Below are 22223 nucleotides of genomic sequence, written 5' to 3'. Positions count from 1 at the left end.
CAATCGAGATAGTCGGCAGTCGTCTCGTCAGCCGAGATAGTCATCAAGTGCTTCGTCAACGATGTCTCCGGGCGTCCGATTTTCGAGCGATGCGCGCCGACGGAGTTCACGGTAGTGATCCGTCGATATCGAGAGTTCGAGACGGCCGGGTCGGACACCGCGCTCAGTAAGTGCGTCCGCGACCGGTCGCCCGTCGTTCACCTCGCTGGCAACGCGACGGACTTCTCTGACGGTCAGGTCGCCGTCAAGAACGGCCCACGCGAGATCGAATCGGTCGGGTCCGGAGACGCGAGCGATGTGCTTTGCGGCGGTTGGTGCGATGTGGCCGCGGGCGACGTGTCGTCGGACGGCCTGCGGTAAGTCGTGGACCCGCGCCCACTTGCGGATAAAGGAGACGGATACGTCACCGCCGGCCCGGGCGGCGGCGGCCTTATACGACCCAACGCCGCGGACGAGCGCGGCACACGCCGCGGCACCGCGGAGCATGTAGACGTTGTCCTCCGAGCCGATGGTGTTCTCCGAGAAGGCGCGAACCGTTTCGGCGGCCTCGGCGACGCTCTCTGGGTCGTCCGGATCGAAGCCGACAGCCTCACGCGCCCGCTCGCCGGTAACCGCCGGGTCCGCGCGGACGACCGGTTCACCGACCGGTTCCTCACGGTCCGCAGGTAGGGAGTTGCGGCGGCCACCGTCGGTCACCGAGTCGTCATCCGTCATTCGTACACCTCAGTAACGGACCGGCCGGTAAAAGCATCTCCCCGCCCGGCAACGTCTGCGGGCGGAGACGAGTGACTAACGGTCGGGGCGGATGGAAGCTGGCGACCGGCGGCCGGGGCAGGCGAAGACGAGCGTCGAAGCGAAAGACGAGGGGGAGAGAGTTCGCTCGACACCGCGTCAGCCGTCGCGGCTTTCCGAGAGGTGTTCCCAAATTTCGGTACACCCAACGCCGTCGTCAAGCGATTTGAGATGCTCGTAGTCGTCGTCCGTGGTATCGTTCTCACTCACGTCTGCTGTGTCCTCCTCTGTGTCGGTCTCTTGTTCGGAGTCGTAGTCGCCCGAGTTCATTCGTTATCATCGATGTCTGGTGGATACAGTTCAGGAGCTACGTCTGCTGAGACGTGTTGTCGCCGACCCGAATGTCGGTGGTGTGCGTCAGTCATCATTCCCCCGAATGGGCGGCACCCGGATAAGCAACGCTTCGGATGTAATCCGTACCTTTACTCCAGGAAACCAGAACCGATTGCCGATACCTTCGACGCACCAGTATCAGGAAAACCGTGGGACTGCAGTCCGTTTGCCCCAGTAAGCTGCGTCACCGACTGAGTCTGCCTTTGCTCGCGCCGTCAAAGTGGGGTAGCGCGAGTACCTAGTAGAGGCATGGCAGTTGCGCTTCGCATCCTCGACGACGGCGCGTGGATATCCGTCAACGACGACCGGAAGGTGAGCGTGAGTGAACTCTGGCGCTTTCCGGACCCGGATTTCTGCGGATGCGACTTGACAGATATGGTCGTTGAGGGGTTCGTCGAGGTGGGCGTTGACGGTCGAACCGTCGAGGTTCGAGCGTACGGCCAGTGTATCGCTTGCGGGGCCGCAGAGACGACGGATTGGACGCCGGTAGGCCGCATCGTAAACGGCACATTCCGCCATCTCGACCGCGAGAGCGTCCTCAAACCGGTAGCAAAGAATTAACAGGCAACAATGTCCGCTATATGGAAGCACCGGGAAGGGTTGACGTGAGAAGGTGGCCTATCAGTATGGAGGTCTAGCGGAGAGTAAGAAGATGCCCACGGACGTCGAGCGTTGGAAATCTGAGGTGTACGGGAACGAAATACGCGAACATCTGTACGAGTTCGCAGAAGAAGGATGGGACGCAATCCCCGAGGACGAACACGACGAGTGGTTCGAGCGATTCAAATGGTGGGGACTGTACCACCAGCGGAACGGGCAGGAGTCGTACTTCATGATGCGGATTGGGACGCCAAACGGCGTTCTCGAACCGGGGCAACTGCGCGTCGTCGGCGAAATCGCAGCGGAGTACGCCACCGGTCCGGGGACGAATCCGATCTTCGGTGACGCTTATGCCGACTTCACGACCCGGCAGTCGATCCAACTACACTGGATCAACATCGAAGACGTGCCCGCGATCTTCGAGAAGATGGAGAAAAACGGGTTGTCCGCCCAGCAAGCGTGTGGTGACTCGTGGCGCAACATCGTCGGCAACCCCGTCGCCGGGAAGGACGCTCAGGAAGTCATCGATGCGTGGCCCGTTATCCGCGAACTCAACGAGACGTTCAAAGGCAACGAGGATCACTCGAACCTCCCGCGTAAGTGGAAGGTTTCCGTGACGGGGTCCGCGGACGGGTCCGGACAGGGGGACATCAACGACCTCGCCTTCGAACCGGCGTACAAGGAGGTTGACGTCGAAGAGAAGGTCGGTTTCAACGTCCGCGTCGGCGGCGGTCTCGCCCGCAACGAGGAGCGCTTTGCCCGCGACATCGACGTGTGGGTCGCTCCCGAGAACGTCTCCGACGTGGCGGGCGGCCTCTCTGCGCTCTTCCGCGACAACGGCGACCGCGAAAACCGCTACAACGCTCGTATCAAGTTCCTCGTAGACGAGTGGGGGCCGGAGAAGGTTCGCAACGTCCTGCAGGAAGAGTACGTTGACTTCGAACTCCACACCGCAGGCCGCGACGTCCGCGAGGAGTACACGTACAACACCGGCAGTGGCGGACGAAACGACCTGATCGGCGTCCACGAACAGAAGGACGGCAACTACTTCGTCGGCTTGAACGTTCTCGTCGGCCGCATGGGTGCCGAAGACGTACTCGAACTCGCCGACCTCGCGGACGAGTACGGGTCCGGCGAAGTCCGTCTCTCTCAGCGGCAGAACGTCATCGTCACCGACGTACCCGAAGAAGACCTCGACGACTTCCTCGGCGAAGACCTGCTGGAACACTACTCGCCCGACCCGTCACCGTTCATGCGTGGCTCGGTTGCGTGTACCGGTACCGAGTTCTGTTCGCTCTCTATCGTGGAGACGAAGAACCGACAAGTCCGCTACGCGCGGTGGCTGAAGGAGAACGTCGAACTTCCCGACGACATCGATCAGTTCCACATCCACCTCTCCGGATGTACGGCCTCCTGCGCACAACCGCAGATTGCGGACATCAGCCTCCGCGGTATGAAGACCCGAAAGAACGGCGAACCCGTCGAAGCACTCGACGTTGGCCTCGGCGGCGGTCTCGGCGAGGAACCGCAGTTCGCACGCTGGGTCACCCAACGGATTCCCGTAGACGAGGTTCCGGGTGCAATCTCGAATCTGCTGGATCAGTTCAAAGCGAACCGTGAGGACGGCGAGTCGTTCCGCGAGTTCGTCGCCCGGCACGATGACGAGGAACTCGACGAGTTCGTCGAACCCGAGGAAACGGACTACGAGGACCCGATGATGCACAACACGAAGATGACGTGGTACCCCTACGCCGACGAGGACTCTATGGACGCGAGTCCAGCCCCGACGTTCCCTGACGACTCACCGATGTCGGCGGACGATTGAGGCGCGCCAGTCGGGAAGACGGGAGATGTTAGTTCCCGCTCGGCCCGAACAGCACCATCGGGTCGCGCGTCTGCACCCACGCCGACCCTTCGCCGGACAGTTTCGTCACGAACCCCTCGCCACCGAGCAGTGACGAGGTGAGATTCGAGTCTTTCTGCCGCGACGCCGAAAGTCCGTCCGTCCACGCGAGGAGATGGTCTTCGTCCACGATGAGCGGGTCCTCGGCCGTGACCGTCTCCTTGCGTACTGCACCGAACGCAGAGATGAACGCAGACCCTTTCCCGTCGAGTTTCAGCACCGTGAGTTCACCCGACGAGAAGAAGTTACTCGCCTCGTTGCGGGCCGTTCCACGTTCGACGCCCTCAGACCATGCAAGCAGTCCGCCGGACTGGACTTTCACACCCTCAGTTCCGTCGAGTTCGACGCGAGCGATGTCGCCGAGGTAGTCCGGTGCGAGGAGGGCGTGCGCACCGTCGGATTCGGCGATGAAGTACGTCGTCATCACGTCGATTTCGTCCGAGACAGCGCGTTTGAGCATACCGCCGATTCCATCGTCGCCCGACGTCGTCTCGACGCGAACGTTCTCGCTTCGCGTCACCATCGACCCGGGTTCGATACCGACTCGTTCGCCCTCGTCGAAGTCGATTTCGAGCGTCGCATAACTGTGGCCGTCGGCAATTTCGAACTGCATACTCGCCGCTGCGTCGTTTTTACTTAAAAACACTAGTACGTGACAACCGCGGCTATCGGAGGCGTCACGCACATGACCGCCCGGTGGGTAAAGGTGTGTATGCCAAACAGACTACTCCGCGTGAACGCCTACACGACGTTCGATATGCTGGATGCCGAAGCGGTCGGCCACGACTTTACCGAGGAGGCGTTTGCCGTCCTGAACGTCACCGCACCGCGGAAGAACCCCGACCACGTCCGCCTCGAACTCGAACTCGACAACTCCCAACTCGACCACTTGCCGGCACACGCCGACAAAGTGACGCTCTCGGCATCAGAGGCGCGCGAACTCTCCGAGGAGTTGGCATCGTACGCTGAACGAGTCGAAAAAGCACAGCAAGAGACCGACGGCGAGTAGTCGAACGCTAACTCTCCGGGAGAGGGACAAACCAATCGCTCAGGCCTGAAGAACGCCCGCACCCGAGTAATCCGGATGCGAGCGTCAGAAAGTGTCGCGTCGAACTCGCGACGGAAGGTTGGGGGGGTGGGTGGGGAGTTCCGGGGGGGAGATGGAACACCGCCGCGAATAGTGTGTGCCACTTCGACGCGCACCGTTTGCTACGGGTCCACGGTACATATAACCAAGCGAAACAAATTCTGCACGTTCACCCGTATTGCTCCCGATACAGAGGAGAACGCTCACTCATCCCATCCGGCACGTTCACGCCATTGAGACTGTTGTTGCCGTTCTGTCACGTGATCGAGACCATCAACGAGGTCGTCTCGAACGTCATGTTCGAAGTCAGCGACGTCCTGTAGGAGTCCCTCGCGGAACGCCTGTACCAGTTCGTACGTCCACTGGTCGTCAACTGCACCCGCCGGGAGGTGGTGGTCGCGGAGAATATTCGCCCACTCTTTGTGACCCGCTTCGCGGAGGTACGCCTCCGCATTCGCAAGGTGATCCATCGCATGGCCAACTTGGTGATGGAACGTCAGCAACGTTCCGTAACCCCGATACACGTGTTCGATACCGAGTTGTAACTCGTGAAGGGCCTCGCGTTCAGCATCGGAAATATCGGGATCGTGTTGACTCAGTGAATCGTGATCGTCACTCATACACAGAACACGTTACGTTTACACATACCATTGTCGCCGCAGTGAGGAAGTATTGGTGACAGACTACTCCTGCAGTGGTGTCGTGTCGGCGGCCCTCCCATCCTCCCGCGTCGCCGTCGCAACATACAGGGTTCCGCCGTTGTACTCCGTAAGCGAATACGTCTCGAAGGTATCACGGAGAGCACCGACTACGTCCACGTCGGGGAGCCAGTTCGTGGCAAGCCGTGAAATCGGTGTAAAGAGTGGATTGAGGCGGTCCCACGGAGCGTCCTGAATCGGGCGCGTGTCCACGACGACGAACCGACCGCCAGGTCGAAGACTATCGTAAACGGCATCGATGACAGCCGTTGCTTCGGGCATCGCCGTCATCGACAGTGTCGCGTAAGCGGCGTCGAACGGTGTCTCGAACGGAGGTCGTGCGGCGTCACCGCGGACGACATGGACGTTCTCCCACCCCGCCTTGCGGACCCGTTTGCGGGCGCGGTGACACATCCCAGCGCTGTAATCAAGTCCGACGACCGTGCCGTCCGGGCCGACCGCTTCGCGGAGCGCAGGAAAGTTGACACCCGGCCCGCACCCAACGTCAAGAACGGTATCACCCGGATCAAGCGCCAACGAGGTGACGCCACGGGCGCGGGCGTCGTCGCCCTTCCCGAATAGGAGAAGCGTCGAAAGGACGCCGAACAGGCGCTGGTGGCCGCTCCACCAATCGTAGACGCCGCGACCGCGTTCGTCTCGGGCCACAGTCACGCTCCGAGCGGCACGTGAATAAAGCCCGTCACCGGAAGTCAGCCGGAAAATCGTAGCACTGGGTGATTACGCCGAGGCGTCGTAGCCAGCGTCTTCGACGGCAGTGACGAGTTTGTTCACGGAGACATCACCCCGTACCGTTACGGACGCAGACTCGTGGTCGGCGGCGGCGGATTCGACTCCATCAACGTTCGAGAGCGCGTCTTCGACGGTCTGTTCGCAGTGGCCGCAACTCATCCCCTCAACAGTGAGCGTCTGACTCATAACAGGTGATCTTGTCGTTGGAGTTTTATTCAATTTTCTCTTGAAAATCCACAGTCTATGCCGGGTCAAAGCCGATGAAACAAAAGTCAAGCAGAGAAAAAGATGGCTGGAGCATCGTCAGCCGGTCAGACAATCCTTGTCCGACCGCCCGTATTAGTCGTCGAACTGGTTGTTGTACCGGCGTTCGACATCGAGTCGAGCGTCGCGCGTCAGATCTGAGAGCGTGGAGTCGTAGAGGCGCTGTGACCACTGCTCGCGGGTGCGAACGTGTTCGGTCTCTCTGTCAGCCCACGGTTGCCGGTCGTACAGTTCCGTAATCTGACCTGCGGACTCGTTACTCAACTCGTCGAAGTCGTAGCCCCATTTGGCCTGCGAGATTTCGTCTTTCGAGAGTGCGCCGCCCGTGTCATCGAACTGGGCGTCGAACGCCGTCTGTACATCGACGCGAGCATCGAAGCCGAGTTCGTCGTAGTCCGACCCGTACTCCTCCTGTGCGAGTTCGTCACGGGTCTGGACCGTCGAGAGGTCCCAGTCGCCGTCAGGTTGGCGCATGTAGAATTCCTCGACAACGGCCGCATCCGCGGCGTTTAGGCCGTCGAAGTTCGAGTCGAAGACCGCCTGTGCGATGTCGTCGCGAGTGGTCTCCGTATCACCGGCGTCGTCATCCGAATCACCGGAGTCGCTGTCATCTGAATCGCCCGAGTCGTCGCTCGAATCATCAGAATCGTCGTCTGAGTCACCGGCGTCGTCGTTCGGGTCCGACGGTTGCTCTGAATCGGAGTCATCCGATTCGTCGGTGGAGTTATCGGACTCGTCGGTCGAGTTGTCAGATTCCGTCTGCTCGTCGTCAGAGTCGTCTCGGTCCGGCGGGCGGACAGTGATCGTCACTGTGTCCGTCGCCGTCTCTCCCGCTTCGTCGGTGACAGTGAGTTGGAACGTAAGGTCGGTCCGATAGACAATCTCCGGCGTGAGGATGTTGGGCTTTGCAGTGTCTGCATCGACGATGTCCACCGCCGGACCATCGATTTGTGTCCACTCGTAGGTGAGGTTGGCATCGTTGCCGTCGGGATCGCTAGAGGATGTTGCGTCGAAATGGACGCGAAGCCACTCGGGAACAGTTCTGTTCGCCCCTGCTTCGGCCGTCGGTGGTTCGTTCGCGCGTTCGACGGACTGGGCGTCGGTACTGTTGGAACTCGACGACGTGGTATCGCTATCGTCGGCACCGGACGTTACATCACCCGATTCGGAACTGTCCGACTCGCCAGATGTCTCTGTCTGCTGATTGTTCGAATTGCTCGATTGCGCCGTCGGCGTCGATTCCCCGACAGCCGCCGACGCGTCGTTGGCCGCGGTGGAGGCGTCCGCTTCACCGCCCTGGTCGGTAAAGAGGATTGCACCACCGCCGACAGCGACGACAGTGGCGACGGCGACGAGGATAACTGTCTGTTGGCGTTTCATTGTGGTTTCGGTGACCTCTACGCTTACGAGGACGAGCCATGCGCTTCGTTATAGAGTGCCGAATAGAGACAGTAGCAGCCGTGTAACAGCCGCTCGGATATCCCTACCACCCATATGTTTTTTGTTTAACATTAATTCCGCCCAGGATATACTTTCAAAAACAAATTTTCGGAGCGAACGAACGGCATAATCTAGAGCTAGTCAGGGGCAAAACACATCTACCCAGGAGGCAACGATGACAGCATGCGCGAGTTGGACGAGACCGACCTCCAGATACTCGAACTCCTCACCGAAGACGCGAGACGACCGTTCAGCGACATCGCTGAGCAAGTTGATCTCTCGCCACCCGCGGTCTCCGACCGAGTGGATAAACTCCGCGAGTCCGGTGTCATCAGACGGTTCACCCTCGATCTCGACCGCTCGCAACTTCGTGCGGGCGTCCCCGTCCTCGTCCGATTGGACCTTCCGTCAACGGAAGTTGCAGCAGTTACAGACAACCTACGCGAGTCAGAGGGAGTCGAACACGTCTTCGTCACCGTCGAGGGCGACGTGGTGTTCTCCGCACGGTTCCGTTCGGACGCCGTCCGCGAGGGTATCGACGAGGTGGTTGATCTGAAACGCGTTACTGATTACGACGTGACAATTGTCTCGGAGATGGAGTGGGTGCCGAGCGTTGGCGGGACGGAGTTTGCACTCACCTGTGCCGAATGCGGTAACACCGTGACGAGCGAAGGCGAGAGCGACCGGATCGGTGGAAACCAGTACCACTTTTGCTGTCCGTCGTGTGCCGCCCGGTTCCGCGAACAGTACGAGCGGTTCAGCGCCGATGCGGAGTAATTTTGGTGGATTCAAAGAGCAGTCGGCATCAGTCGGTAACCGGGTTGTTGCTGAGACAACGATGTAAGTGTAGACGCCGTAGACCGAACCGATGAGTCAAACAGCGTGCGATTACTGCGGATGCGACGTGACGGCGCACGCCCCAGTGTACGTGGAAGAACTCGTTGACGGAACGCGCACGCAGACGGGTGCGTTCTGCACGTACGGGTGTCTCGCGGCGCACATCGAACATGAGGGGTTAGCGACCGGAACGACCTGTCGTGTCGAATTCGAGTAACCGTTAGAGTCGGACGTACGTCGCGTTACCCGAGTAGTCAGGGACCGTAAGGTAGGCGGCGGAAGTACTTCCCGTAGCGACGGTAATCTCAGTAGTCGCCTGATCACCGGGATGGAGAGGGGCCAGATTCGCCGGGTCGGCGTCACCGCTCTCGATCTGTGAGACATTGAAGTAGAGGACGAATTCTTCGCCCTGTTCGAGTATCTTGTCACCGTCACCGATGCTCTCGGATGCGTTGAACGTCGTGTGCGCGTCACTTGCGGTGGACGGTGAAACAGGATCTGTGCCGGAGAACGTGAGACTTTGTCCAGCCTGTTCGCCCACCCACTTGACGGTGAGCCGAGAGACGTTTATGTCGCCAGCAGCGGGACGAGGTCGGACCCAGAGACGAACCGTGTCCACTGACCCGTCGTCTCCGTCCGTGACGTGTCCGGCGGTAGTGACGACTTCAACGCCGTTGACGACGCGGTCGATGCTCTCTTTCCCGGCGTCTTCGGCGGTGGCTTGCAGGAAGGAAGCCGTATGTATCAGCACCCCAGCAGCGAGCGCGGCGACCAGAACCATCGCAATGAAAACAACGAGCGTTCCGATACCAACCTGCCCACGACGACCTGTATGACCGACTGAATCCTCACGGCAGACCAATCTCATGTTCGGGAGCTATACATTCAGATAATATTACTCTAGGGTTTTCAATATCAATAACGATGGGGGGTGACGAGCTACTGAGCGAAGACTATAGACGGCCGCCGAGAACTTTGGCGGCGACGAGGATCGGATCCCAAACTGGGCTAAACGGCGGAGCATAGGCAAGATCCTGTCGTTCGAGTTCTGCGACCGTCATCTTCGAACCGAGTGCGGTAGCAATAGTATCGATTCTGATAGCTGCGCGGTCGGCACCCACAATGCTCCCACCGAGAAGTCGGCCGGAACTCCGGTCAGCAGTGAGCGTCACCGTCGTCTCGGACCCGCCCGGGTAGTAACCGGACCGCGAGCCCGCAGTAATCGTCTCGGAAACGGGGTCGAATCCGGCCGTCCGGGCGCGTTCGTAGTCGAGTATTCCCGCTCGTCCACACTCCAACTCGAACGCTTTCACCACCGCCGTTCCGGCGACGCCGCCAACAGGTTCGGGGGTTCCCGCCACCGTCGAACCGATTGCTCGACCCGCGCGGTTTGCCGGGAGACCGAGTGGGTCCCACGTCGGATCGTCGGTAACGACGTGCCGCATCTCTGCGACGTCCCCCGCAGCGTAGACGTTCTCGACGGTCGTACGTCCGAATTCGTCGGTGGCAATAGCGCCGGAGTCACCGAGTTCGACGGGCGTCTCCTCGATGAGGGCTGTGTTCGGCTGGATACCGATACCGACGAGTGCGGCATCGACGGCAAGTTTGGTTCCCGACCCGCAGACGACCGTTTCGACCTGCCCTTCCCCGCGGAGTGCTGCGACTTCTTCGCCCAGATGGAGCGTGACGCCCTGCTCGCGCAGGTGGTCGGCCACCCGTTCTCCGACTGCCTCACCGAACGGCGAGAGGAGTCGGTTCGGTCGCTGGAAGACGTGGACATCCAAGTCGTGTGCGGAGAACGCCTCAGCCATCTCGACGCCGACGTAGCCACCACCGACGACAGCGACCGTCTCGGGTGGTTCCATCGCACCGTACCGGGCAGCCATGTCACGGTCTACGTCCGTGGCACCTCCGAGGTCGCCGACGGAGAACTCCCCGGGGTCCGCGAGGAAGGCCCGAACTGCGGCGGCGTGGTCGAGACCGTGCATGGTAAACGCGCCGTCGAGATGGAATCCTTCGATGGGGGCGGAAACGGCACTGCCGCCGGTCGCCACGAGAAGATCACCGTATGATTGGGTGAACTTACTGTCCGGACCGCGAACCGTCACCGTCTGTGCGTCAGTATCGACAGCAACGACCTCGTGTTCGCGTCGGAGGTCGATGCCGCGGTCTTCGATATCCGCGGGCGAGAGCGAAAGGAGGTCGGTGAGTGAGTCCACCTCGCCTTTCACGAAGTACGGGGTCCCGCAGTGCGCGTATGAGACCCATCGGCCCTTCTCGAACACGAGGACCGCTCTCTCCGGGTCTTCGCGCCTGCACTTGCTCGCCGCCGAGAGACCGGCAGCATCGCCACCGACGACGACAAACGGATCAGACATACCCGTTCGATTACAGGCACCAGTTACGTAGTTTGCTCGGTGAGGTAGACACTGCGCACGGCCGAACCGCACCTCGATGCCCGAATTTTTCTACCACTACTCCAAACTGTGAGTCAAAAGCCGTTATCCTCCGCTACGAGCCGCCTATCCTACATTCAGTAGAAATTGCGCCAAAATCAAGATTTTGAACCGATTATGGGTTGAAACAGGTTTAGACGGCCTCTCCCGGATGAACACAACCGGAACTGAATGTGGTAGTACCTAACTAAGAGGGAAAAGTTTATCATGAACATATGGTATTCTTATCCAGAGGGCGGCACCGAGAGTAAAATTCGGGCCGTGACCGAACGAAGCATGACCGAAGACACGTACGTCGGTGCAATCGACCAAGGCACCACAGGAACCCGTTTCATGGTCTTCGACCACGACGGGCGAGTCGTAGCGAACGCGTACCAGAAGCACGAGCAGATTTATCCCGAACCGGGATGGGTCGAACACGACCCCGAGGAGATTTGGGAGAACACGCAGGCTGTGATGCTGACGGCGCTCGAAGAGGCCGGCCTCGACGCCGAGCAGTTGGATGCAATCGGCATCACCAACCAGCGTGAGACGACGCTTATCTGGGACAAAGAAAGCGGACGACCGGTGTACAACGCCATCGTGTGGCAGGACCGCCGGACGACCGACCGCGTCGAGACGCTCCAAGACGAGGGTAAAGAGGAGTGGGTCCGCGAGAAGACCGGTCTCGAACCCGACGCATACTTCTCAGCAACGAAAGCCGAGTGGCTCCTCGACAACGCCGACCCCATCAAACTCGCTCGCATGCGCCCCGACGATGTGCGCGAACGGGCGGAGGAAGGCGAGCTCATGTTCGGTACTATCGACACGTGGGTCACCTACAAACTCACGGGCGCGCACGTCACCGACGTGACCAACGCCTCCCGCACCATGTTGTTCAACATCCACGACATGGATTGGGACGACGAACTCCTCGAAGAGTTCGACGTGCCGAAGGCGATGCTGCCGGAAGTTCGGCCATCGTCGGACGAGGACCTGTACGGAACGACCGACTCGGACGGCTTCCTTGAAGCAGAAATCCCCGTCGCGGGCGCGCTCGGGGACCAACAGGCCGCGCTGTTCGGTCAGACCTGTTTCGACGCTGGCGACGCGAAGAACACGTACGGCACTGGCTCGTTCATGCTCATGAACACCGGCGACGAGGCCGTCATGAGCGAACACGGCCTGCTGACCACCGTTGGCTTCCAGCGCTCGGGCGAACCCGTCCAGTACGCGCTTGAGGGTTCCATCTTCATCACCGGCGCGGCTATCGAGTGGCTCGAAGACGTGAGCCTCATCGACGACGCCGCCGAAACCGAAGAACTCGCCCGCTCTGTCGATTCGACCGACGGCGTCTACTTCGTCCCCGCGTTCACCGGACTCGGCGCACCTCACTGGGACCAGCGTGCCCGCGGTACTATCCTCGGCATGACCCGCGGCACCCGCCGCGAACACGTCGTTCGCGCCACGCTCGAATCCATCGCGTTCCAGACCCGCGACGTTGCCGAAGCCATGGAGGAAGACAGCGGCATCGACCTCTCGACGCTTCGTGTCGATGGCGGCGCAGTCAAGAACAACTTCCTCTGCCAACTCCAGTCGAACATCGTCGGCACGGACATCGTGCGACCGATGGTTGACGAGACGACGGCGCTCGGTGCCGCCTACGCGGCCGGACTGGCCGTCGGCTACTGGAGTAATCTCGACGAACTCCGAAACAACTGGCAGGTCGACCGGGAGTTCTCTCCCGACGACGACGCCGAAAACGTCGATGGGCGCTACGGCCGCTGGAAGGAAGCAGTTGACCGCTCGCTCGATTGGGCACGGGAGGAGTAATTCATGAACGAACTCATGCTCCAACTCCCGGTCATCGATATGGGTGCCGAAGCGTTCGCGGTCCTGTTCATCACCGCCCTCGCAGGCGGGGCATTCGGGGCAGCCATCGGTGCGCTCCCGGCGTTCATCTTCACCGGCTTCGTGGTGTTCCTCGGAGAGGGACTGGCGATTCTCGAAGGGAACCTCGCTACGCTCAGCGGTATCCCCGGCGGCGAAGTCGCCACCGGCCTGACTGGCGTTATCGGCTTCGGTGCCATCACCGGCCCGCACATCGCCTTCGCTGGCGGTGTTGCCGCGAGTGCCTATGCAGGGAAAAAGTACCCCGAGATGGGTCCCGAAGAGGGCTATCACTTCGGGAAGGAGATTACCTACGCCTTCGGGACGAAGCCCGACATTCTCGCCGTCGGTGCCCTGTTCGGCGGACTCGGCGCGATCATCAATCAAATCGCTATCGGACTCGGGTTCCCGACCGACACCATCGCGCTGACGGTGTTCCTGTCGGCAATGATCGCCCGCGTCGTCTTCAGCTACCCACTGATTGGTAGCGCGGCCGGAAACAGTCTGCTCGACATGTCTCCCTTCGAGCGTGGCGAAGAGCGCGTGGCGACTGACGGCGGCGTCGAAACCGTCAGACCGGCGACCGAGCCGTGGCTTCCCCACCAGTACAAGTGGTCCGGCGTCACCGTGATCGGACTCGTCGGTGGGATTCTCGGCGGTTACATCTGGCTGAAGACGGGGAGCTTCTTCCTCGGCTACGGTATCTCGGCGATGAGCCTGCTGTTCCTCAACCTCGGCGTCGAGAAGATTCCCGTGACTCACCACATCACCCTGATGGGAGCAAGCGGCGCGGCCGTCGCGGCCGCCACAGTCGGGAGTCCCATCGCCATCCTGCTGGCTGCTGGCGTCTTCGGCGCGCTCAGCGGTCTCCTCGGTGAACTCACGCAGCGCATCTTCTACTCGCACTCCGGAACCCACGTGGACCCGCCGGCGATGGCAATCGTCCTCGTGACGGTTCTCATCGCAGTGCTCTACTTCGCAGGCGTCATTCCCACCTCGGTGTATCTCCCTCTCTAAGTCGCTCTCGCACGACCGGGAGTACCTTCATCTCCCACCCCAACCATCCAACCACACGGATACAGCAGCTCGGATGAACCTCGAAGAACGAATCCTTCAACGCAAACGACGCGGTGATAGACGACAGTTAGTCCTCGAAGAGGCCTCGTTGAGTCCGGTCTGGCACTCCCCGGAGCCGACGGGGCGAGGACCGACCATCGAACGACTCCTCGACCGACTCGAGCCGGTTTTCGAACACCGAACGCCGGAGAACGTCTACGTTCACGGTCCCGCCGGATCGGGAAAGTCAGCCGTCGTCTCGGCGCTGTTCTCGCAGTTCACCCGACTGCTTTCGTCGCCGGAAGATTCAATCGTGACGACGACGCGCGGTGGGAGTGCCGACACGCGGTCGTTCGCGTACGTGGACCTCCGCGAAGCGACGAGCGAGTTCGAGTTTTACCATACGATTCTTGATGCGATGACGAGCGAATCCATCCCACAACGTGGACTCTCGACGACTGATCTCCGGACTCGCGTCAGTCGTCATCTCCGCGGCGGGCGTATTCTCGTAGTGGCGATGGACCACGCTGACGAGAACGGAACCGACCGGTTGGCATCGTTCGCCGGGGAACTAGAGAGTCTCGGTCACCGAACCTCGTGGGTTGCTGTCGGGCGAACGGACCCCGAAGAGGTACTCCCCGATCCGCGAGCGACGAGAACGGTCACTGTCGAGCCATACCACCGCGCTGAACTCACAGACCTGTTGACCGCTCGCGTTTCGACCGGGCTAACGAGAAACGCGACGACGCATCAGCAGCTCCGACGACTCGCGGCATGGGCCGACGGCGACGCACACGACGCACTCGCGGCACTTCTCGGCGCGGTTGACATCGCACTCGACGACGACAGCGGCGTGATCGAAGACGACCACCTCGACGCCGGGATGGAGTCCGTCCCGCGTCCGTGCATCGCTTTAGGTCGCGTCCTCACGCTTTCTGAGAACCGCCTGACCGTCCTCCGCCGTCTCGTAGCACTCGACGCGACGGACCGGTCGTCAGTCGGCCGCGCCGCGTCAACAATCGCGTCCGCGGCATCTCTGTCTGAGAGCACCATCACGCGCTATCTCTACGAATTCGCCGAATCGGGCATCGTCGAACGCGTGCCCGTCAAAGAGACGAACGGCGCGGGTCGTCCGCCGAGTCGAGTGGAAACGCGCGTGCCGACGCGGGCGTTCCTCCGACTCACACGCGGCGCTGACTGATCTCCCTGCTCGGAAGAGCGGGAGTACAGCCGTCGAAACACTGAAACAGTTCAGATATATAACAACAAGTATGGGCTATGAGGAACTCGGGCGATCGATCGCAGTCATCGCCGCCACCGCACTGACGTTCGCCCTCCTCGCGTTGCTTCCGCGGCCCGGATACAGCACGAGTCGTTTCGTCCTGTTCGGGGTGATGGCCGGTGCGGGCTGGGTCGGCGCGTTCGGCGTGGTGACCAATCGGCTCGGCGTGGCGCTCGTCGGTGTGATCGGTCTGTTTCTTTTCGGGTTCTGGCAGTTTACCGTCGGTCTCGCCGCACTTCCCGTCGCCGTCGCTCTCCTCGTGTCCGCGGCCGCCACGGGGCCAACGCGGTCGAACGCGACTGCGTAACGCTGGCAGTGAGTGCTGTGTATGTGTGAGACGACGGCGTGCTGGAATTTTTCTGTGGTCTGGCTTTCGTGACCGCGGCAGAGGAGAACACCCGCAGGTCTGGCTACCGTTTGAAACTCGTTTCGTCCGCGATGACAGACGGTCAGAAAACGCGAACGCTACAGTGAATGTTTGGGGATTATTTCGGGATCTGGCGTGTAAGACACGGCTGCTTCAACACGGAACACATCCGCGAGGAGTTCCTCGGTAACGACTTCGCGCGGCGGTCCCCAGTCGTACACCTCACCGTCTTGCAGCGCGATGAGATAGTCGGCAAAGCGGGCGGCTTGGGCGATGTCGTGGAGCACAACGGCGATGGTTACGTCGCGCCGGTCGTTCAGTTGTTGGACCGTTTCCATCACGCGGAGTTGGTGGTGTAAGTCGAGATACGTCGTCGGTTCGTCGAGGAGAAGCACATCGGTATCCTGTGCGAGTACCATCGCAATCCACGCGAGTTGCTTTTGGCCGCCACTGAGATTGCCGACCGTCTGGTCGCGAATGTGATCGACGCCGGCGAGGTCGATGGCGCGTTCGACTGCCTCCTCGTCTTCCTCGCTAACCTGTTCGAAGAAGCCGCGGTGCGGATAGCGACCGTGGTAGGCCAACTCTTCGACGGTAATCGTGTTCGGAGAGTCGTTTTCTTGGGAGAGCAGTCCGAGTTCGCGGGCGAACTCCTTGTCGCCGTACTCCTGAATCGTCTGTCCGTCGAGCAGGACGTTCCCGGTGTCTGGGGCGAGTTGCTTCGAGAGCGCCTTCAACAGCGTACTCTTCCCACTGCCGTTCGGACCGACGAGCGCGGTTATCTCCCCGCGCGGAATGTCGATTCTGTCGCACTCGACGACTGGCTGGTCAGTCGTCGCATACGACAGCGTCAGGTCGTCACCGACAAGCGCGCTTACTACGTCGGTTTGTTCGCCTTTGTTTTGCGTCTGTTCCACAGTCATGTGTTCGTATTCGCTTTCAGCCATTTAGACATCACCCAAGTCTTGTTGTTTCCGCATGAGGTAGAGGAAGTACGGTCCGCCGATGAGTCCCGTGACGATGCCGACCGGCACCTGCACGGGAGCCATCGCCAATCGCGCGCCTACGTCCGCGATAACCATCAGCGCGGGGCCGACGAACAAACACCCGACCATCAGGCGCTTGTAGTCGCTCCCGACGAGGTTGCGGACGACGTGCGGAACGATGAGACCGACGAAGCCGACGATACCGGCGGCGGCAATTGCGGCACTCGCCGCGAGGATGGCGACGCCGGAGAGTAAGAATCGAGTCCGCTCGACAGACATCCCGAGCGAACGCGCCGTCTGTTCGCCAAGCAAGAGGACGTTCAACTGTCGTGCGCCAAGGGCGGCAAGAATGACGGCGAGCGTTGTCGAGGGAAGGGCGAGTCGGACCTGTTCCCAATCGACACCGGTCAAAGAGCCCGTCGTCCACGCGATAGCGCTCTGAACGACCGCCAGGTCGTCAGCGAAGAAGAAAATGCCCGTCTGAAGCGACTGGAAGACGGTTGAGACGATGACGCCAGCGAGGACCAAACGGACGGGCGAGGTCCCGTTCTGCCACGCGATGATGTATACGAGGAAGAATGCGATGGCACCGCCGGCCGCCGCGATGAGTGGGAGAAACGGTGCGAGGCCGCTGAAGACAACGAGAGTCAGGAGGATAGCGAGACCGGCACCGGAACTGACACCGAGGATGTACGGGCTTGCGAGTTCGTTCCGGGTGACCGCCTGAAAGATCGCCCCCGAAATTGCGAGATTTGCGCCAACAAGGATGCCAACGAAGACACGCGGCAGTCGGATACTCCAGACGATGAGCGTCTCGTTTGCCAGTTCCGGCAGTTCACCCTGAAATCCCGTGATAAAGCGCATCAGTTCCTCACCGACGAGGAAGTTAAGCAACCACCGTGAGTCGAAAATCACGGTGGGGTCGAGAACTGCACGCCACGCCTGTTCGATTGTCATCGAGTACGTCCCGAAGCTCACCTGCACGAGACCGGCGAGAACGACCATCGCCACACTCGTGAGGCAGACCGACAGGAGCTTCGCGTCCACCCACGCGAGCACTCCACGGCTGCTCAGTACCCGATTTGTTCGCGTGTCTCCAGACATCTTTGCTTTAGGTATACCTAAACGACTGGTAAATCAGTTACGACATCGACATGCTGACGGCAACTCCTAAGCGACGCGGGTGGAACATCCGGATATGAACGTGGCTGCCGTCCAACTGACGGCCGAGGAGTCGGTCGAAGCGAACGTCGAACGCGCCGTCTCGCGCGTCCGCGACGCCGCCAAGCGGGGAGCGGAGTTAGTTGTCCTGCCCGAGATGTGGAACGTGGGCTATTTCGCCTTCGACGCGTACGACGACGCTGCCGAACCGCTCGACGGTCCGACGGCAACTCGGCTAGCCGAGTTGGCCGACGAACTCGATATTCACCTTCATGGAGGGAGCATCGTCGAGCGCGACGGCGACGACCTGTACAACACGAGTCTGCTGTTCGACCCCGCAGGCGAGCGAATCGCCTCCTATCGGAAGATCCACCTATTCGGGTACGAGTCCGAGGAGAGCACGGTTCTGACGCCGGGCGAAGAAGTGTGCGCCGTCGAGACCGACCTCGGTACCGTCGGACTCACAACCTGTTACGACCTCAGATTTCCCGAACTGTACCGCCAACTTGTCGAACGCGGCGTCGAACTCCTGTTAGTTACGTCGGCGTGGCCGGCCGCTCGGTCGGACCACTGGCACCTCCTCACGCGCACGCGTGCCGTCGAGAATCAGTTATTCCTCGTCGCTGCAAACCTCACCGGAACGAACCGCGGTGTCGAGTTAGGCGGGCAAAGCGTCGTTGTGGACCCGTGGGGTATCCAGCGCGCGAACGCCGGGAACGGCGACCGTACCGTCACGGCCGAAATCGACCGCGAAACCGTCGAGGAGGTGCGCGCCGAGTTCCCGGCCCTCCACGATAGACGCTTTAGGGGCGACTACACCATCGACGAGTGACTGACAGGACGAACCGACCGCTCTGGTGACAGTGAGGCGAGGAGTTTAGTCCCCGTCGAACCAATCCACGACGATGCATTTCGGTTTCACCTCAACTATCGATCGGTCACGGGCGATATGGTGGGTCCTCGGAGTAGCGATATTTGTCGTCTTAGCGTTCGTTGCCGACGCGTTCCTCGGCACGTTCATGCTAGGGCTGTTTCTATACTATGCGACACGTCCGGTGTACTCACGGATTCGCGGGCGAATCGGACAACCGAGCATCGGGGCGGCCGTGGCGCTGCTCGTCCTTTCGCTTCCTGTGGTTCTCCTCGTCAACTACACCGTGCTCATCGCGGTTCAAGAACTGAGTGCGTTCGTCGGACAGAACCAACAGGGGATACTGGCGGCGCTGAAACCGTATCTCGGTTCGTTCGAATCGTTACAGGCACCCAGCGAACTGCTGGCAACGCTCCTCGAAAATCCGAGCGAGTTAGTTGACATGACGGACACCGCAACGGTCGAAGCAGTTCTCTCGTCCATCGCGGGAACGGCGTCGTTCATCCTTGATGCGGCGTTTCAGTTGTTCATCGCCTTCGCCTTCGCGTTCTACCTTCTGCGTGACGATAGACGACTCTCCGCGTGGACGCGCGAGAACCTCTCGGGACACGGCGGAGTTATGGACGCCTACATGACCGCAGTTGACCGCGACCTTCGGACCATCTACTTCGGCAATATCCTGAACGCGTTCGCTATCGCCGTTATCGCCGCCGTCTCCTACAACGCCATCAACCTGTTTGCCCCACCCTCGTTGTGGATCCCGTCGCCGACGCTTCTCGGCGCGTTGACGGGAGCCGCAAGTCTCATTCCCGTCGTCGGGATGAAAATCGTCTATGTTCCGGTAACGGTGCTGCTCGCAGTGGAAGCCGCACTGACCGCACCCGATGCCTTCTGGGTCGCGCTCGCCTACGGCGCTGTCTCACTCGTCGTCGTCGATACGATTCCCGATTTCCTGCTTCGACCGTACGTCTCCGGACGGAATCTCCACACCGGGACGGTGATGTTCGCCTACATCATCGGCCCCGCGCTGTTCGGCTGGTACGGACTGTTCTTAGGCCCGCTTCTTCTCGTTATCGCCGTCCACTTCGTCCGAATCGTTCTCCCTGAACTCGTCACCGGCGAACCGCTCAAACCCGACGCCCGCGGACGCAATCCGCTCAGCGCAATCGACGACGAACAACAGAAAATCTCCGATTTCGAGGCGACGAGCACAGCCGACGACTGAAATCTGCGAACGGTATCTGACAGGCAGTCGTCTCCGCCCCTCGTTTTGTCGTGTGTGACACCCGACCGACGACAACTGCGCTGACGTTAAAAGCGACGAATCCAAACGGTGCGCCTCGCTATCAAGAGCAACATGGATATTCGGTTTCTCGGCGGTGCGCGCGAGGTCGGCCGGAGTGCCATCCTCGTGAACGACCGCTTACTCCTCGATTACGGGATGTTGACCGGAAACCCGCCACAGTTTCCGGTGGACACGCCCGAGCCAGATGCAGTCGTCGTCAGTCACGGACATCTCGACCACGTCGGCGCGGTCCCCTCGCTACTCTCCGGTGACCGACGACCGCCAATCCACTGGACACCACCGACGCGCGAACTGGCACTGACGCTCGCACGGGATACGCTGAAGCTCCGGGGAATCTCCGGACGCGGAGCGACCGGAGGCTCACAGGGTCAAAGACGACGCGGTGGGACCTACGATTGCCCGTTTACCGAGGAGGAGATCCGCCGCGTCACGCAAGTCTCGGAGACGCACAGCTATCGAGAAACGTTCGAGGCCGCGGGGCACGAAGTTACCTTCTACAACGCGGGACATATTCCCGGAAGCGCGCACGTTCTTATCGATGACGGCGATACGCGACTCTTCTACACTGCGGATTTCCACACTGACGATCAACGGCTTGTGTCTGCCTCCACTGCGCGGCCCGATGCAGATGTCATCATCTGCGAGAGTACCTACTCCGACGTCGAACACGAGCGTCGCCAGCGAATCGAGAAGCGTTTCGTCGAGAGCGTCCGGACGGCGGTTTGGGAGGGTGGTACGGTCGTCATTCCGGCGTTCGCCATCGGTCGAACGCAGGAGATGCTACTGGTCTGTGCGGCCAACGATATCGACTGCTACGTCGATGGGATGGGCAAGCAGGTGACGAAGATGCTCCGTCGGCATCCCGAGTTCGTTCGGGACGAAGACGCCCTGCGACGGGCGAAGTCCAACGCTCGCTTCGTCACCGGTCGTGACGGACAGCGAAGACGCATCGCCAAACAGAATACTGTTATCGTCACGACCAGCGGGATGCTCTCCGGCGGCCCGGCGATGACATACGTCCCAGAAATTCGGTCGAACCCGACGAACAAGATCACGCTGACTGGGTATCAAGTCGAAGGGACTCCCGGCCGCGACCTACTGGAGCGCGGGCGAGCGGAGATCGATGAGCGGGTGATGCCGGTCAGCGCGCAGGTCGAGTGGTACGATTTCTCCGCCCACGCAGACCGCGACGGCCTGCTGGAGTTGCTTTCAGCGTATCGAGAGGCCCCAATTCTCGTCAACCACGGCGACCGCTGTGAGTTGTTCGCGGATGAACTGAACGACGATGGATTCGACGCCTCGGCACCAGAGCTGGGTGAGAAAGTCACCGTGAATTAGGATGACCCGGCTGTCGGGATCATCGCTCCGGAAAGCGGAACGTCAGTGCGTGTTCCCGAGTGCTTCGTTTACTTGCTCGTTGAGGTTCGCTATCTTCGTCCGCACGGTCTCGGATTTGTCTGCAAGTGACGTTTCGAGCGCCGGTTGACCGTGTGCATCGGGTTCGCCGACGATGACAGTCGAAATCATTCCCATCGATTCGTGAGGCGTACAGTAGTAGTGGTAGACGCCCTCGGTCTCGAACGTGTGCTCGAACGTCGCCCCCTGTTCTGAGAGTATTCCGCTGTCCCATGCGGCCGCGCCGTCGGGGACGAGCTGTGGCTGTCCGTTGTCAGGGTGGTAGGCGGTCGTGGAGTGACTCCCACTTTCGTTCTGGAAAGTCACGGTTCCCCCGACAGTTACCCGCACAACGTGCGGCGAAAAGTGGTAGCCTCCGTCCTTCGAGAGCATTTTCACGACGGCAGTGTCCGTCGGTTCGCCAACCGTCTCGTCGTGGCTGTGGCCGTCGTCTTCGTGGCTGTGGCTGTCCTCGTGACCGTCGCTATCGTGGTGTCCGGACGCAGTTCCCCCTTCGCTGTGTCCCGATTCGGTCGCAGTTCCCTCGTGGCTGCCAGTGGCAGTTCCGTTCGTTGAATCGCCGTTTTCCCCTGTCGTACAGCCTGCAAGTCCGACGACAGCCAACCCAGTCGTCGCTCGAAGTACCCGTCGGCGCGTGAGCGGTGAATCAGTCATCGTTACGCACCTTGCGGTTACCCACTAAGAGTCCGAGGATATGGCCCAGAAAAGGTCTCTATGACAACAAATCGCCGGTATTCGGGAAGCGTTTG

General features: G+C 60.7%; 24 protein-coding genes. 12 read left to right on the top strand and 12 right to left on the bottom strand.

The window, feature by feature from the left end; genetic code table 11:
• Positions 1-27: 27 nt before the first annotated feature.
• Together HBOR_RS02150 and HBOR_RS19835 are read right to left on the bottom strand one after the other, a co-directional pair.
• Positions 28-714: a DUF7119 family protein gene (locus HBOR_RS02150; protein ID WP_006055383.1), complete on the bottom strand. Its 687-nt coding sequence runs from the start codon at positions 712-714 to the stop codon at positions 28-30.
• 177 nt (positions 715-891) lie between these two features.
• Complete coding sequence (locus HBOR_RS19835; protein ID WP_006055384.1) at positions 892-1062, bottom strand: hypothetical protein; 171 nt, start codon at positions 1060-1062, stop codon at positions 892-894.
• 312 nt (positions 1063-1374) lie between these two features.
• Between HBOR_RS19835 and HBOR_RS02145 the strand changes: the two genes are divergently transcribed.
• On the top strand, positions 1375-1686 hold the full coding sequence (locus HBOR_RS02145) for a hypothetical protein (RefSeq protein ID WP_006055385.1): 312 nt from the start codon (positions 1375-1377) through the stop codon (positions 1684-1686).
• 91 nt (positions 1687-1777) lie between these two features.
• Positions 1778-3550, top strand: a complete 1773-nt coding sequence (locus tag HBOR_RS02140; protein WP_006055386.1) for a nitrite/sulfite reductase — start codon at positions 1778-1780, stop codon at positions 3548-3550.
• Between the two features lie 28 nt (positions 3551-3578).
• Here the strand turns inward: HBOR_RS02140 and HBOR_RS02135 are convergent, their stop codons facing one another.
• Entirely contained in the window at positions 3579-4241 is a 663-nt protein-coding gene (locus tag HBOR_RS02135; RefSeq protein WP_006055387.1) for a TIGR00266 family protein, read from the bottom strand.
• A 99-nt stretch (positions 4242-4340) separates the two neighbouring features.
• Between HBOR_RS02135 and HBOR_RS02130 the strand changes: the two genes are divergently transcribed.
• Positions 4341-4637 (top strand): DUF6360 family protein, encoded by a 297-nt coding sequence (locus tag HBOR_RS02130; RefSeq protein WP_006055388.1) that lies wholly within the window; start codon positions 4341-4343, stop codon positions 4635-4637.
• 281 nt (positions 4638-4918) lie between these two features.
• Here HBOR_RS02130 and HBOR_RS02125 read toward each other — a convergent pair whose 3' ends face one another.
• The 4 genes from HBOR_RS02125 to HBOR_RS02110 all read right to left on the bottom strand — a co-directional run bounded on the left by HBOR_RS02125 (position 4919) and on the right by HBOR_RS02110 (position 7807).
• Positions 4919-5335 (bottom strand): hypothetical protein, encoded by a 417-nt coding sequence (locus HBOR_RS02125; protein ID WP_006055389.1) that lies wholly within the window; start codon positions 5333-5335, stop codon positions 4919-4921.
• Between the two features lie 63 nt (positions 5336-5398).
• On the bottom strand, positions 5399-6079 hold the full coding sequence (locus HBOR_RS02120) for a class I SAM-dependent methyltransferase (RefSeq protein WP_006055390.1): 681 nt from the start codon (positions 6077-6079) through the stop codon (positions 5399-5401).
• A gap of 72 nt (positions 6080-6151) precedes the next feature.
• Positions 6152-6349, bottom strand: a complete 198-nt coding sequence (locus HBOR_RS02115) for a heavy-metal-associated domain-containing protein (RefSeq protein WP_006055391.1) — start codon at positions 6347-6349, stop codon at positions 6152-6154.
• Between the two features lie 153 nt (positions 6350-6502).
• Positions 6503-7807 (bottom strand): PKD domain-containing protein, encoded by a 1305-nt coding sequence (locus HBOR_RS02110; RefSeq protein WP_006055392.1) that lies wholly within the window; start codon positions 7805-7807, stop codon positions 6503-6505.
• A 243-nt stretch (positions 7808-8050) separates the two neighbouring features.
• On the opposite strand from HBOR_RS02110, the gene HBOR_RS02105 reads away from it, so the two are divergent.
• Both HBOR_RS02105 and HBOR_RS02100 read left to right on the top strand, forming a co-directional pair.
• Positions 8051-8644 (top strand): AsnC family transcriptional regulator, encoded by a 594-nt coding sequence (locus HBOR_RS02105; RefSeq protein WP_006055393.1) that lies wholly within the window; start codon positions 8051-8053, stop codon positions 8642-8644.
• Between the two features lie 91 nt (positions 8645-8735).
• Positions 8736-8921, top strand: a complete 186-nt coding sequence (locus HBOR_RS02100) for a hypothetical protein (RefSeq protein ID WP_013440447.1) — start codon at positions 8736-8738, stop codon at positions 8919-8921.
• Positions 8922-8924: 3 nt separating this feature from the next.
• Here HBOR_RS02100 and HBOR_RS02095 read toward each other — a convergent pair whose 3' ends face one another.
• Together HBOR_RS02095 and HBOR_RS02090 are read right to left on the bottom strand one after the other, a co-directional pair.
• Complete coding sequence (locus HBOR_RS02095; RefSeq protein WP_013440446.1) at positions 8925-9572, bottom strand: archaellin/type IV pilin N-terminal domain-containing protein; 648 nt, start codon at positions 9570-9572, stop codon at positions 8925-8927.
• 85 nt (positions 9573-9657) lie between these two features.
• Positions 9658-11082 carry an FAD-dependent oxidoreductase gene (locus HBOR_RS02090; protein WP_006055396.1) on the bottom strand — a complete coding sequence of 475 codons (1425 nt, stop codon included), beginning with the start codon at positions 11080-11082 and terminating at the stop codon, positions 9658-9660.
• Positions 11083-11436: 354 nt separating this feature from the next.
• Between HBOR_RS02090 and glpK the strand changes: the two genes are divergently transcribed.
• From glpK to HBOR_RS02070, 4 genes are all read left to right on the top strand, one after another.
• Positions 11437-12972 (top strand): glycerol kinase GlpK, encoded by a 1536-nt coding sequence (glpK, locus tag HBOR_RS02085; protein WP_013440445.1) that lies wholly within the window; start codon positions 11437-11439, stop codon positions 12970-12972.
• A 3-nt stretch (positions 12973-12975) separates the two neighbouring features.
• Positions 12976-14046, top strand: a complete 1071-nt coding sequence (locus HBOR_RS02080; RefSeq protein ID WP_006055398.1) for a hypothetical protein — start codon at positions 12976-12978, stop codon at positions 14044-14046.
• Positions 14047-14119: 73 nt separating this feature from the next.
• Positions 14120-15286 (top strand): Cdc6/Cdc18 family protein, encoded by a 1167-nt coding sequence (locus HBOR_RS02075; protein ID WP_006055399.1) that lies wholly within the window; start codon positions 14120-14122, stop codon positions 15284-15286.
• A 70-nt stretch (positions 15287-15356) separates the two neighbouring features.
• Positions 15357-15674: a hypothetical protein gene (locus HBOR_RS02070; RefSeq protein ID WP_006055400.1), complete on the top strand. Its 318-nt coding sequence runs from the start codon at positions 15357-15359 to the stop codon at positions 15672-15674.
• A gap of 158 nt (positions 15675-15832) precedes the next feature.
• Here HBOR_RS02070 and HBOR_RS02065 read toward each other — a convergent pair whose 3' ends face one another.
• Both HBOR_RS02065 and HBOR_RS02060 read right to left on the bottom strand, forming a co-directional pair.
• The gene (locus tag HBOR_RS02065; protein WP_241432363.1) at positions 15833-16657 is read right to left on the bottom strand and encodes an ABC transporter ATP-binding protein; all 825 of its coding nucleotides are present in this window, start codon (positions 16655-16657) and stop codon (positions 15833-15835) included.
• A 24-nt stretch (positions 16658-16681) separates the two neighbouring features.
• The gene (locus HBOR_RS02060; protein WP_013440444.1) at positions 16682-17824 is read right to left on the bottom strand and encodes a FecCD family ABC transporter permease; all 1143 of its coding nucleotides are present in this window, start codon (positions 17822-17824) and stop codon (positions 16682-16684) included.
• Positions 17825-17918: 94 nt separating this feature from the next.
• Here HBOR_RS02060 and HBOR_RS02055 point away from each other — a divergent pair, with 94 nt between their 5' ends.
• The 3 genes from HBOR_RS02055 (at position 17919) to HBOR_RS02045 (ending at position 21396) form a co-directional block, all read left to right on the top strand.
• Positions 17919-18713: a carbon-nitrogen family hydrolase gene (locus tag HBOR_RS02055; protein WP_013440443.1), complete on the top strand. Its 795-nt coding sequence runs from the start codon at positions 17919-17921 to the stop codon at positions 18711-18713.
• A gap of 73 nt (positions 18714-18786) precedes the next feature.
• Positions 18787-19977 carry an AI-2E family transporter gene (locus HBOR_RS02050; protein WP_006055404.1) on the top strand — a complete coding sequence of 397 codons (1191 nt, stop codon included), beginning with the start codon at positions 18787-18789 and terminating at the stop codon, positions 19975-19977.
• A gap of 132 nt (positions 19978-20109) precedes the next feature.
• Entirely contained in the window at positions 20110-21396 is a 1287-nt protein-coding gene (locus tag HBOR_RS02045) for an MBL fold metallo-hydrolase (protein ID WP_006055405.1), read from the top strand.
• A 42-nt stretch (positions 21397-21438) separates the two neighbouring features.
• On the opposite strand, the gene HBOR_RS02040 is transcribed toward HBOR_RS02045, so the two are convergent.
• A complete protein-coding gene (locus HBOR_RS02040) occupies positions 21439-22128 on the bottom strand; it encodes a plastocyanin/azurin family copper-binding protein (RefSeq protein WP_006055406.1) in 690 nt (229 codons plus the stop codon).
• Positions 22129-22223 lie beyond the last annotated feature (95 nt).

The organism is Halogeometricum borinquense DSM 11551 (genome assembly GCF_000172995.2).
In the GTDB taxonomy this organism is placed as follows: Archaea; Halobacteriota; Halobacteria; order Halobacteriales; family Haloferacaceae; genus Halogeometricum; species Halogeometricum borinquense.
This window is presented reverse-complemented; position numbering and strand designations above follow the sequence as displayed.